This is a genomic window from Anabaena sp. CCY 9402-a (assembly GCF_963920945.1).
Lineage (GTDB): Bacteria > Cyanobacteriota > Cyanobacteriia > Cyanobacteriales > Nostocaceae > Trichormus > Trichormus minutissimus.
In genome coordinates this window covers 18244-31770 of the sequence record NZ_CAWUDL010000079.1, presented here as the reverse complement: position 1 = coordinate 31770, position 13527 = coordinate 18244, and the positions used below count along the sequence as shown (strand labels likewise).

The following is a 13527-nucleotide window of genomic DNA, read 5'->3' as shown; positions in this document are numbered from 1 at the left end:
ATTTTATCTCAGTTATATCTCCTATAATCCCTTCACAGTCAGCTTTTTATCTTTTCTAGACAAGTCTATTAATTACCCTTCACTAATTAACTTTAACAAGGCTTCTGTTGATATCTTGCCACTCATATCAGCACCTTCCAATAGGCTGTCTGCTAAGTCTCGCTTGTGGTGATGCAATTCTACAATCTTTTCTTCAATAGTATCCTTTGCTACTAGACGATAAATGGTCACTGGGCGTTGTTGCCCAATGCGATGGGCGCGGTCTGAGGCTTGGTCTTCCACGGCGGGATTCCACCAAGGATCTGTATGGATGACATAATCGGCGGCAGTTAAATTGAGTCCTGTACCCCCCGCTTTGAGACTAATGAGAAAGACATCGCCGTTCCCTGCTTGAAACGCATCTACCCTTTTTTTGCGCTCGGCGACGGAAGTGCTGCCATCTAAGTATTGATAATGAATACCTTGCTTCTCCAAGTAATCTCGGATGATGTGTAAATGGTCAACAAACTGACTAAACACCAATGCCTTATGGCGATTTTCTAGAAGTTCACCCAACACCTCACCAAAAAGTTGCAACTTGGAACTAGATAATTCAGTATCAGGCATCACCAAGCTGGGATTACAGCAAGCGCGACGCAGTTTCATAATCTCAGCTAAAACCTGTAAATGTTTATTTCCGGCTTCTGCACCACTTTCACTGAGTTTAGATATAGCCTGACGGCGCAATGCTTCATAGAATGCCTTTTCCTCCTGACTCAACTCCACATGAAGTAGAATTTCGGTACGAGAAGGTAGCTCTTCTAGCACCTGATTTTTAGTCCGTCGCAACAGAAATGGTTGAATCAGTTTTTTGAGTTTATTACGTGCAAGTTTATCCTGATATTTTTCAATGGGGATAGCAAAGCGTTGATTGAAGCTTTCAAAAGAACCCAATAATCCAGGATTAATAAAGCGGAACAGATTCCACAATTCGCCCAGGTGGTTTTCAATGGGAGTCCCAGTAGTCAGTAACTTAAAATTAGATTTCAGGTTCATGGCTGCCTGGGAACGTTTAGTGGTCATATTTTTGATCGCCTGGGCTTCATCTAAGACAATCGTTTGCCACTGTACCCCAGAGAGCATTTGTGCTACTTCTTCCTGCTGCAATAAACCGTAACTGCATACCAACATATCCAACGGTTGTAACTGATCCAGTAATTTTTGGCGATTAGCACCACTAAATTGAATAATATTTAAGGTTGGGGCAAACTTCTGGGCTTCACTCACCCAATTCATGCACACGGAAGTCGGGGCAATAATTAAGGTTGGCCCCTCATGGGCGTTTCTGAGGATAACAGCCAAGGCTTGCACGGTCTTACCCAGTCCCATTTGATCTGCTAAACAAGCACCCACACCCCAATGTGCCAGCCGCGCCAGCCAACAAAAGCCATCCATTTGATAGTCACGTAGTTCTGCCTGAAATGTAGATGGGAGTTCTGGTTGGAGGTTTTTCACCTCCTGGAGACGCTGGATATGTGTTTTCCAGTGTTTATCGGCCTTTACCTTACCTACTTCATCGACAAAATCCTCTAATCCTAATGTTGCCAATGGGTGAAAACGGATACCTTTACTATGTTTTTCCGAAAACATCCGCAATTCGTCCAGGCGTTTGCGAAAAGCTTGGGTTAAAGCCAGAAATTGACCATCACCAAGGGGGATAAAACGGCTGGGGGTTTTCTCCAATAGTTCTAGGAGTTGCTGCATATCCAGCACTAGTTCGCTATTCAATTTCAACTCACCAGTGGCAGCAAACCAGTCTTGTTGACGTTGAATGGATAAATTAAAGTCCTTCAGGTCTGCATGGTGGCTAACACGTAGTTTTTCTCCTTCTGGCCATGCCATGACTACGCTGCTTCCTAATGCTTGCAGTTCTAGGAGTAATTCTAAACATTCCTCTGGGTCTTCTATTACCCATTCCCCATCTCGTTCTTCCGTGCGAGTCAAGGTAGGGCAGGCGGCTACAGCGTCTTTGACCAGTTGCTTCTCTTCGGGCAGATTACGTCTAGTTTGCAGACGCTTACCGTCAATCTCGGCAATGACAGTTTCACCACCAGCACCAGGACGGTAGTAGGGGCCACCTTGGGCAAAGGGGCGGGACAAAAGGGTGACTTTCAAGCCAGTATTGGCAGGTAACAGGTGAATATGGGGGAGGGTCTGGGCGGGTACTTCTTCTGCACCTTCTGAGCCGCCACCAATGTCAGAATGCACCGTGACGATGCCAGAGACGGCATTAATAGCTGCCAAAACTTGCTTCTCGGCGATCGCAGGCACATTTAATTTATTATCTTTACCAAGGATCTCTGTAATACGTCGATGTTCGGCAGTAATTTCAATAACTTTGATCCGGGTTGGGGTTTCTTTAATATTCAGAATGTTCTGTGATTCTGGTAACTTGGGAGAAAATTCCAAGGCGAGACGACCTTGTTTTTCTTTTTTGACTAGTAGTTCCGGTTCTCCTTTAACAATTTCTACACGGATATTGGGTGTATCTTCCCAAAAAACCAATGGGTGTCCAATTAAGGCAGAGAAGGCTTTTTCATTGAACATATACTCAACTTTGCCGTAATAGCCCTCACTATATACCTCAATACAACTACATACCCGCATATCTTGGGATGTGATGTAATCAAACTCAGATAATCCACTGTTGAGACGTTTGAGGGCTATAGGACGACCTTTACTCCACTCTCCTTTGGCATTAACTTTCTGTTCCTTTGGTTGCAAGACACATCTGCTGGGATAGAAGGTAATGAACCATGCTAACCGCAGTTCTGACTCTGCTTTTGGGTGTGTTTGTGATTCCTTCTGGAGATTTGCCAGGGCCTTTAAGCACATTTCCCAAGCTTCTTGGGGCTGAATTAGGTCTACGATGGAATGAAAATTGCTATCTTCTCGCAGTGTTGCTGCTTGTTGATGATAGTTACTGCTTGGTTTGAGCCGGGATAGGAGTTCTGCGGTTTCCATTGCCAACCAGTGATGACCGGAGGCAAGCGATCGCCTATATAATGGCTCTAGTAAATTAGGTAAGCGTTTTTTGGCACTATCAGCATCCATCCAGTAAAGGCATAGTGAACAAAACAATGTTTGTAAGCTATTTTCTTCTTCTACGGAAGAAATATGGGAACTGACTACAAATTGTTTTTTGGTAATATCACCTTGCTGGACTTGCAGTACCATTTCCAGTCTGGCATAAATAAACCTCAGCCAATGATCTGATTGGCGGGAAATTAGATTGGCGTAATCTTCTGCTTCTCGCAGGCGTTGTGCTGAACCATCTTTTAAAAGTGCTAGGATGAAAAATAAGCCGCCTATAGTATTGAAATATATTTGGCGTTTGCCTGTAGCTTTTTTCAGGGCTTTGAGAGCATCTGTATAATATTTAAGAGCTTGGTCGTTCTCACCCCGCAGAAAACTCAACCAACCCCAAAAAACGGCAGCGTTATTTTGATATTCATCAGATATCTTCTCCAAACTCTCTTGTGCTTCTTGGCTACAACCTCTTAACAGCAATTGCTCTGTTAAAATCAAGTGCAAATAATCTGAATGATGTTTTCCATCTGTAGAGCATTCTGCTTCCAGCAAGGTAAACGCATCTTCGGACGCAGATAATTTTAATGTGGCATTGAGCAGGATACTAGATATGCAGCTTTCAAATAATCCTTGAGGTAGGGTATGCAGCCAATCTGCATCAAATGGATTATTGCATATCTGCTCTAATATCTTTTCTATTGCTAGTTTTTCTTCGCTATAACTGTATTTCTGGTAATCTTCAATTTGCTTATTAATAAAATCAGGATCTTGGCGGTAAAAACCTATGCGAATTTCTCTGATACACTGGTGCAGGCTTTGGAACATCCGAGATTCGTTTTGCCAGTGCTTCCGTATGGGTAGCTTTTCCTCCACTGCTGTGACTAGAATTTCAAACTGTCCAGTTTGCACAGCATGACGAGTGGCTATTTCTGTGAGTAAAGGATGGCATTCAGGGCCTGATCTATTTTCCTGTACTAATAAGCCTGATTTTACCAATTTATCAATTTGGGGACTGAGGGTTTTAGTACCCCAAGGTTTATTATTTTCATCTAAAGCACCTGTTTTACTAATACAACTTACCAAGGAATTTTTGTCTATCGGTGCATAAATTACCGAAAACAACTGGATAATCTTTTGTATAGAAGGGTGTAACTCGAAATATTTTTTAGCGAGTTGTGCTTGTAGTTTTGTGGGATTAATTTCAAAAGTAGTCATAGGCTGTTCGTGATCTAGTTTTATAAGGTAATCTAAGGCAGCAAATGGGTTCAAATGCTAAATGATCAAATTTAGATGCGCGTCAGCTTACTATTTATTCAGGTCTTTAAATAATTCCATTAATTTTCGTTTACGTCCATGAGTGGCTTCTAGTTTTGAGCGATAAGCAGACCACTCAGCTTTTTGTCCAAGTTGAAAATAAGCAGTTTTTACTTTTTTCAGCCAACTAACCGCCGCCTCATAACGGTCAGCTTTCCCTTGTTCCATAATTGGTTCTGCCCGTCTGCGAGCGTTATCAATTACCCAATTAGGACGATGAGAAACTGCTGCATCCATAACTCGATGAACCAATTTTGAAGCATAGTAACTATCATTTTCTACTGTTGTAATGGCATCATCAATTAATCCTTCATGCAGGAAAATATCAACTTTTGCTTCTTGGATTCCCCAATCTGGTTGACTTCGGAATGTTTGTAGGAAATCTTGTTTGACTGTCAACCAAGTTTCTCCTGCCAAGTCTTCCACTTTTCTATAGTCTCGAAATGATGGTTTAATTTTGAAGGCAATGATGCTGGCAGTTAACGCAGTGGCATTATCCTCTAATCCTTGGGCTAAATCACTTGTCCAAGTAGCAAATTCATATAAACAGTTACCGGATAAATGTATACCTGCTTGAGATATTTCCAATGCTTCCACTAAATACCCATCTTCTCGCAATATTTTGGCTAGGGCAAAACCCTCTTCTGCTCTTTCCATTAGGATTTTAGCCGCAGACATAGCCTCCTCTACTCTTCCCAAAGCTGCTAATTGCGTCAGGTATTGCAGAGTCATTTCTTCCGCTAAAGCTAGATTTAAATACTCTGTATAACGATTTTGGCGTTCCAGAATTTGCAAGCGAATAAATGCTAAATCATCAGCAAAGCTTGGTCGTTCATTTTCCCAAAGTTCTGCGGTGTCATCTCCCTGCATCATCTGTTGCAGAGGTTCGTAATCCCAACCTTGTCGCAATGCTGACAAACTCATACTAAAGTCAGCACTGATTTCGTCTTGCCATGATTCCAACATCACCTGCAAATCTACTATTTCTCCTTTAGATATCTCTGCACACAAAATTGCTTCTGTCCACGCGCTGTCAAGAGGTTCTGCAATGGAATAACTGTCTCCACCATAATCTAGTAACTCGTCCCATTCTTCGGCATAAGTTGCGGTGATAGTTTCGAGAATAGCGATCGCATTATTGCCATCTCCATGTTCTGCCAACTCTCTTGCTTTCTCAATTACAGCTAGTAAATCATCGGTAAATGGGTCATCTTCTGTCCCATACTCTAATTCATTCAATCCATCCCGCAAAATCCGCTTGACATGAGAGCGAAAAGGTGATGTATCAATTTTACTTTGACGGCTAGAAGGATATTTTTCTATCGGTTTCGGCAAATTTATTAAACTTACAAACTCATCAATATCATCAATTAATTCTGGTCTACGTTCCACCAGTTCTTGCAGTAATCGCTGTGCTTGAACAAGATCAAGGTGATTTAATAATTTTTCCAGGGTTGGACGTTCTTCAATCTTCTCTAATTGACGTGAACAGGTTAATAAGGTGGCAACTATATGTTTGCACCAACCATCATAATTATAAGCACAGGTACAATAAACTGAGGTAATTCCACCTGCATCAAAACGAATACTGACTTGGTATGGTGTAATTTCGCTACCCTCCACCTCTGCCTGAATCAGATTGCCTCGTTTTTTGAGATCAGCAATTGCTCCCTTGCGGTAATATTCTTCACCACGACTGTAGGATGAAGCGTTTGATTTGTGGCGTATTATTGCTTCAGAAATTGCTGGAATAGACATAGCACCCAAGTGTTTTATTTCTAGCTTACGCTTAAACTGCCTATTTTGATTTTCGTGCCGACTTCGAGGATGTTCTATGTATCAATAACTGTTGCCAAAATAAGAGGATGAAGAGGTAGGGCGTTTCGTAGTAGAGTTATTGTCTCTCACAACGAAAACTCAAAAAATACTCTTCCGCCCATGCCCGATCTCTTATCACTGTTACAATGTCTGCTACCGCAGAGATCAACAGCCTTGCTGTATCTATCTTTTAAGTCAGAACTAAGTTATCCCGGTGAATGACAGTTTCTGCGCCGGCATAACCTAAGATTGTGGGAATGTCTCTAGAGTGACACCCCCGAATCTTTTCCAGGTCGGTGCTATTGTAGTTAACTAGTCCTCTGGCAATCTCTTGACCGTTGACATCACATAATTGCACTGCATCTTGGCTGTCAAATTCGCCTTCAATGGTTTTAATGCCAGCTGCTAATAAAGATTTACCTGCTTCGACAATAGCGGCGATCGCACCAGTATCTAAATATAATTTCCCCACAGGTACAAGACCATAAGCAATCCAGCGTTTACGCGCTGAGGTGGGTTCTGGTTGGGGTTGAAAATGTGTACCAATGGCTTCCCCTTGTAAAATCTTCTCGATATTACGCGGGAATCTTCCCTGTGTAATCACGGTACGCACTCCCGCCGCGATCGCAATTCTCGCTGCTGAGATTTTTGTCACCATACCACCAGTACCCCATTGTGAACCTTGCGAGCCTGTTTGCACTTGTAATTCTGCCAATTCTTTCATGCTCGTCACTAGAGAAATTGGTTGCGCGTCGGGTACAGAACGAGGATCGGCAGAGTACAATTTATCGACATCGGTGAGCAAAAATAACCAATCTGCTTCTACAAGGCTGGCTACCAAAGCCGAAAGGGTATCATTGTCGCCAAATTTCAGTTCATCGATGGCTACAGTGTCATTTTCGTTCACTACAGGAATTACTCCCAATCCCAGCAATTCACCAAAAGTATTGTAGACATTGAGATAGCGGCTGCGCTGGACTAAATCGCTCCGAGTCAGCAAGACTTGAGCAATTGGCTGTTGTAAGGTGGTAAATAAATCATCATACACCCGCATTAATCGCCCTTGACCAACGGCTGCTACTGCTTGTTTTAGTGCGATCGCTTTGGGACGTTCGGTTAAACCTAAACGCGCACAACCCACTCCTACAGCCCCAGAAGACACTAAAATAACTCGATGACCCTGCTGTCTTAAATAAGTCAGAGTTTCTACTAAAGTGGCGATCGTGGAAAGTGCCAGTTGTCCACTCTGTGGTTGAGTTAGGCTAGATGTGCCGATTTTGACGACAATTGTTTTAGTCATTAGTCAATCCCCTTCGGGGAATTAAAAATTAAAAATTAAAAATGACAATCCCCATAAATAAATTTAAGAAATTGAAACAAAGACTTTTCCTGCTTTGTGCTTAAGCATCGCAACACAATTGTTTCTAAGTTATCCATAAATGAATTTAGGGGCTTGTATCCTTTTCTCCTTCGGGCAAAAAAGCCCTGAGTTCTGGACTAATTAACTAACCAATAAATTGCAAAACGCCAGTCCTTCTATAAGTGAAGGCTGACGCTTTACTAGTTTATTTTTATTTGTTATGAGCTAGGGTCTTTTTTGGCTGACCCCATGTTATTAGTACCTATAATCTCCGATTTTTTTTTGCTCACGGATTTTCTTAATTATTTCTTTAGATTTAGATTGTTTAAGCATTTATTAATCTTTGTGAATTTTTGTGTCCTGGGAGATGATCGAAGCTCCGAGGATCTCTGAGAACCAAACTTCAAAGTTGCGAATGGGATGGGAGCGCAGAGCGGCATCAGGATGGACAATGGGTTCTACCAAAATGGTAAACATACCTAAGCGATTCCCTGCTAAGACATCAGTAAACAAGCGATCGCCTACCATCCCCACTTGATGCACAGGTAAATCCATCGCTTGGAGTGCAGAACGAATTTTTCTGCGGGAAGGTTTGGCTGCACCTAGGTAGTATGGCAGGTTCAGAGAGCGAGCAATACTACCAATCCGGGCTTCGCTCAAGTTATTGCTCACCAAGCAAAGCGTTGTACAGATACGCATTTGCTCTACCCAGTCCTTGAGTTCTGGGGAGGCTGCTCCAACTCTAATCGGTACTAAAGTTTCATCGACATCCAACACCAGCCCTTTCAGCCCATAATGTTGAATAATTTCTGGTGTGAGGTTCAACACAGAACCATTCAAAATCAAATTAGGCTGTAAGAACTTGTTCCAAGTCATAGTCAATAGTAATTAATCATTAGTCATTAGTCATTAGTCATTAGTCAACAGTTATCGGACTGCTTCCCCTGTCACCTGTCCCCTGTCACCCGTCACCTTTCCCCTGTCCCCTGATATTGATTTTCACAGTAACTTAATTGCAGATTGAATCAACCTAAGTCATGATAACTGCTTGACTCTGTGACTAGAATTTTTCGGTTGTATTGAAAATTCTTAATTAAAAATTTAAAAATGCCAGATTTTAATTTTTAATTGAAAACTTTTCATTTTATTCCACTTCATTAAAAAGTTGCTCTTCTAAAAGCGGTTGAACTTCGCGGAACTCTTCTGGAGACAGTAAGACAGGTTCACCAGTTTTTGATATTCTGGCAAAAAAGAGAAGTGGATCAAGAGGGGTGTAAATTGCGTACTCCTGCTCATCATGATAGAAGGTGGTAAGTAATTGCAATTGCTCTGGTTCTAAATCTGCCTCATCCTCTTCAATTTCTAGAGTAAAAAGTTCCGAATCTTCTACTGGTGGTAATTCGCCAGCAACTGTCAAAGCGTAAGCAGTGTTTTTTAGCAACAAGTTTTGCTCGGCTAAGACAGCTTGAGCCGTGCTAAAAATTTCGTCAATTATGGCATCATCTTCTACCAGAACAGCTTCTTCTTCTTCGTCATCACCTTCCCAAGCAAAAATTTCTATGGGTGAATCTACAGGAAGCAACAAAACATATTCTTGTCCATCTGCTGAAAGCGAATGTTCTATGTAACATTCAAGGGTTCGCCCCTTATCATCAGTCAAAGTGATGGAACCTGTGGGAGCTTGATCGTTATTTTCAGAAAATGGAGAAGAAAACATAGCTAATGGATGAAACTTGATAAGTACCAACAGTTGTGAAAATCGCTTTGCTGTTTTATGACAAATCAATGTCAAGCAAATAGCTTTAGATTTAAATACAACTGCCGTGTAACAGCTTTCAGAATATCATGTTCAAAGGTATCAATACTCTATAGCTATTTCTGAACCGTGGGTAATAGCTCGTTTGCTATCTAGCCACTGCTGCAAAATTAGAGATGCAGCTTTGCGATCAATTAAACCTTTATTTCGTGAAGGTGAGCGATTTTCCGCTATGAGTAGTTGCTCGGCTTGAAAAGAAGTTAGTCGCTCATCGACGTAATCTATAGGCAGTTGTAGAGCTTTCGCCAGTCTATTTGCAAATTTTTGGACATGGCGAGCCTGAAAACCTATAGAGCCATCCATTGAATAGGGTAAACCGACAACTAACACCTGTACTTCGCGTTCATGAACTAAATTACGGATTTGCACCACATCTTGCTCAAAGGATTTACGCTCCAGAGTTGTGATCCCTGTAGCGATTAATCCCGTGCGATCGCATCCCGCAATGCCAATCCGCTTGCTACCTACATCTAATCCCAATGCTGATATATACTTTGTGGTCATTAGTTATCTGTTATCAGTTATCAGTGAACTGTTTACTGTTCAATGATTTAACTCCCTTGTCTACCCAGTCCCCAGAAGTTATTTAATTAAATTTGACTTTTGACTTACCCTCCGGGTACTCCTGCGGAGAACTCGTAGAGTAGCCGCTTTCGCGTCTATGACTTTTGACTTGATTTGTCCCCAGTCCCCAGAAGTTACTAATTCTCCTGTTTACCATCCGTTGATTCATGCTGGCAAGATGGGTCAATATTACAGTTTTTGCAGCCAAAATTGACTGATTCTGACGGGTGTTTGATGGGAATTTCTGAAGCTTTTTGCTGTCTAGCTTCTGCCCAAGACATCCCACCGGGTATGGGTTTACGGGCTGGTTGTAAACCTTGAAGTACGTCAGTCCACTGAATGCCTTCTAAGGAAACCAATTTGGATTCCCGTAGTTTGTGCCACACAGAGCGGGACATAACTAATGTATGTTCTATGCGTTTCGCTCCAATGCGCTCTAAATACTCTTCTCTTTCTGGCTGATAGTCAGAAGACGCTAGTTTTAACCCTTGTTGCGGAAAATCTTGGGCAATGCGAGCCAACTGAGCCAGTAGCTCTGGATATAGCCAAGTATAGGCAGGATGAACGGTGAGGGTGGCGACGTGGGGGGTTTCGCCTTTGCGATCAAGCTGCACCTGAAAATAGCCGATGGCTGCTTTACGTTGGGGTTCAAACACGTAGCCACTGACTACTTCGGTTTTTGTTACCCATTGCTTAATAGCATCAGACAATGCAGCGAACAAAGTGGTTTTAAAATCACGGTTATTGCGATCGAATACTTGACGCACTAAAGGCGGCATTGATGCTGTATCTAATTGATATAGTAACTGGGCATCAGCATTACTTACAGGTAGAAGGTTAGGCAAGTCTGGTTCGGCTTGCGCTAATTCTGTGAGCAGTTCCGGCTCTATTTCCCAGTAAGTCATTTCCGCTAGACGCTGAAATCCATTTTGGCGATAAAGTGCTAGCGATTCTAGATCATTGACATTCACTTCCAATAACCAAGTCCGAGCTTCTAAAATCGACTCGAAGCAATGGCGTAAGAGTTGCGAACCAATTCCTTGCTTATCCGCACCTCGATCCAATACCACCCGATCAACGCGCCAAGTGCTGCGTGTCCGATTGAACGGTGATACTTGAATCATCCCTAAGAGCATTCGTCCCTGTTCAGCTACATAGGCACAGAAACGATATTTTAGCGGGTTGGGAAACCAACTCAAAAATCGAAGTAACCCATACCAGCGATGCAACAATTCCATTTGCTGCTTCACAACGCTGATACCCTTGGGAGACAAGGCGGCGAATGACTCTTGAGATATGCGCTCAATTCCATCCAGATCCCGGTATTGGACTGGCCGGATGACAACGCTGAGGTTTTGGGGAAGTAAGGAATTCATTTTAATTTGGGCTGCCATGTAGCCTTAACTAACTGGGAACAGAGGAACTGCTGCAATTATCTTAACGGCTTTCCGTTCTTTACTATTGCTCCAAAAGGGTGATTTTCGTCACTAAAATACTTAAAAAATAGAAGAAGCAGACCTGTTGAGTAGACTTTTGGTGTTCACCCAACATAATCTGCTTTTATTTTATTTGCTTTTTTTGTTAATTATATTTTTTCTTAACTACGCATCCCCAGGAGTGAAGTATTAACCCTGACTACACAAGGCTTTTATGTGCTTTTTCAGTGCTATCTAGTATAAGCCCTGACGAGAAACCAGCTTTTCAACGGTGGCTTGGGTTTGATGTAACAATTGTTCTCTACTATCTTCCTGTGTTGGCTTGAGGGTTGGAAGCAGATTGCGCGCTTGTAGAGTCATATGCAACTGTAGATGGGCAACGTATTCACTGATATCTTCGTTTGTTAAAACCGCGCCCTTGGATAAATTTGATTCCATTGCCACTGTGTTCTCCTTATCTCTAGTGCTGTGTCTTCACATCATAAAAACTTATCATGTTGTTTTGCTGGGCTTCTTAATTTGCAACGAAGTTTAACGGTTGTTTGCAAAAGAGGGACTGGGGATCAGGGGCTAGTACCGCTACGCGGAAGTCAAAAGTCAAAAATCAAAAGTCAAAATGAAGACAGCTTAAGGGTTTTGTTGATTTGGAATAGGTAGTTTATTTACGCCGTGCTGTATTTAGTAAAAAATTTTTATCTGATCAGGGTATATTTTCTGGAAGTGGCTTTATTGACTTTGTAGTGTCTTAATAGTTCTACTCAGTACGCAGTTCTTTTCTCTCTAGCCAATACTTTGGAGAAAACCCTGATTTGGCAATGATTGCGAGCATTTTGTTGCTAGGCTAAACATTGCCAACATGACTAGAGTAAACTCTGAGATTTAGTGAAGTTTCCGCTAAGAATACTAAGTTTTTTTACTTGGGAAACTAATTCACACTCAGTCAAGTCACGGAATATACGAAGATTGACAGACCAAACTCTGGTCGAAAATTTTCAAATCAAGACTGTAAAAATACCCAAAGGAAGTGGAGTTATGAATAATCAGAATTTCAAGCAAACATCTATCAAGTTTGCACAAGTTGCTTTGGCTACAACTACTGTATTAATGACGGCTGCTATTAGTCCTGCCTTGGCTAACAAAGTTGAGATTTTAGGTGCAAATTACGGTGGTAATGGTTGCCCTGGAGGATCTGCTAGTGTGAGCGTTAGCCCTGACGGACAAGAGCTAAGTATTCTCTTTGATAAATTTATCGCCCAAGGGAATAACGCCACAGAAAGGCGCAAAAGCTGTAATATGAGCATTCCGATTAAAGTACCCCAAGGCTTTCAAATTTCCTTCTATGATGCTGATTATCGGGGTTATGTTGCTCCTAGGACTACTGGTAATTTGAGAGCAGAATACTTTTTTGCTGGTCAGCGTGGCCCTGTTTTCTCCAGAGCATTTAAAGGGGAAACTGACTATAACGTCCGAGATAAACTAGCAACTATAGCTAACGTCTGGTCACGCTGTGGTGACAGTGTAAATATGCGGGTGAATGCTGCGATGACCGCTAGTGGTCAAGGTATGGCGACTGTTGATTCCTTTGATCTTACACATCGTGGTTTGGTGTATCACATCAAATATCGCAAGTGTTAGTAGTTGACCCAATCATTACTAATTCGTAATGAAGAGGGTAAAAGCTGTTACTTGACTTTAAAGCCTGGCTGTTTTAAAGGAGAGCCAAGAAATAGGGGTTGAGCAATTAGTAACCAAAGTCAGCAAGGCAGATTTTTGAGGTGTGGTCAAACCTGTTACTGCATAGATAGATGTTTATCTGTTCGTAAATTTGTTCGACTGTGAACGTATTGATACGCTGTTCTGTGTCTATATCCTAAATTGTAATAGCAGCATAGCCATCACCAGCTGCCAGCATATTACCTTCTGCGTTGAAGGCGGTGTACAAGACCCCAGTATTGTGTCCTTCTAGCGTAGCTATACAATTACCACTATCTATGTACCAGAGTTTAATAGTGTTGTTACTGCTGGTACTAGCCAAGATACTACCATCAGGGCTAAAAGCGATCGCCCACAATATATCTTCATGGTCTTTTGAGGGTTAAGCCATCTGCAACGGTGGCGAGTCAATTAACTGGGGATTGAACTGCGATCGC

Annotated in this window: 10 protein-coding genes; 1 reads left to right on the top strand and 9 read right to left on the bottom strand. The window is 42.0% G+C overall.

Features of this window, described 5'->3' with window-relative positions:
- Nucleotides 1-72: 72 nt before the first annotated feature.
- From ACM0OR_RS23170 to ACM0OR_RS23135, 8 genes are all read right to left on the bottom strand, one after another.
- Complete coding sequence (locus ACM0OR_RS23170; protein ID WP_414578920.1) at nt 73-4284, bottom strand: DEAD/DEAH box helicase; 4212 nt, start codon at nt 4282-4284, stop codon at nt 73-75.
- Nucleotides 4285-4374: 90 nt separating this feature from the next.
- Nucleotides 4375-6141: an SWIM zinc finger family protein gene (locus tag ACM0OR_RS23165; protein ID WP_414578919.1), complete on the bottom strand. Its 1767-nt coding sequence runs from the start codon at nt 6139-6141 to the stop codon at nt 4375-4377.
- Between the two features lie 250 nt (nt 6142-6391).
- Nucleotides 6392-7501: a glutamate 5-kinase gene (gene proB / locus ACM0OR_RS23160; protein WP_414578918.1), complete on the bottom strand. Its 1110-nt coding sequence runs from the start codon at nt 7499-7501 to the stop codon at nt 6392-6394.
- Between the two features lie 396 nt (nt 7502-7897).
- On the bottom strand, nt 7898-8437 hold the full coding sequence (locus ACM0OR_RS23155) for a YqeG family HAD IIIA-type phosphatase (RefSeq protein WP_414578917.1): 540 nt from the start codon (nt 8435-8437) through the stop codon (nt 7898-7900).
- Between the two features lie 268 nt (nt 8438-8705).
- Nucleotides 8706-9278: a DUF3727 domain-containing protein gene (locus ACM0OR_RS23150; RefSeq protein ID WP_414578916.1), complete on the bottom strand. Its 573-nt coding sequence runs from the start codon at nt 9276-9278 to the stop codon at nt 8706-8708.
- Between the two features lie 141 nt (nt 9279-9419).
- Nucleotides 9420-9881 (bottom strand): Holliday junction resolvase RuvX, encoded by a 462-nt coding sequence (gene ruvX, locus ACM0OR_RS23145; protein WP_414578915.1) that lies wholly within the window; start codon nt 9879-9881, stop codon nt 9420-9422.
- A 197-nt stretch (nt 9882-10078) separates the two neighbouring features.
- Nucleotides 10079-11335 (bottom strand): N-acetyltransferase family protein, encoded by a 1257-nt coding sequence (locus tag ACM0OR_RS23140; RefSeq protein ID WP_414578914.1) that lies wholly within the window; start codon nt 11333-11335, stop codon nt 10079-10081.
- 276 nt (nt 11336-11611) lie between these two features.
- Complete coding sequence (locus ACM0OR_RS23135; RefSeq protein WP_190696624.1) at nt 11612-11815, bottom strand: hypothetical protein; 204 nt, start codon at nt 11813-11815, stop codon at nt 11612-11614.
- Nucleotides 11816-12409: 594 nt separating this feature from the next.
- Between ACM0OR_RS23135 and ACM0OR_RS23130 the strand changes: the two genes are divergently transcribed.
- A complete protein-coding gene (locus tag ACM0OR_RS23130; protein WP_190695902.1) occupies nt 12410-13012 on the top strand; it encodes a DUF4360 domain-containing protein in 603 nt (200 codons plus the stop codon).
- A 235-nt stretch (nt 13013-13247) separates the two neighbouring features.
- On the opposite strand, the gene ACM0OR_RS23125 is transcribed toward ACM0OR_RS23130, so the two are convergent.
- Nucleotides 13248-13448 (bottom strand): hypothetical protein, encoded by a 201-nt coding sequence (locus ACM0OR_RS23125; RefSeq protein ID WP_323266783.1) that lies wholly within the window; start codon nt 13446-13448, stop codon nt 13248-13250.
- Nucleotides 13449-13527: the final 79 nt, after the last annotated feature.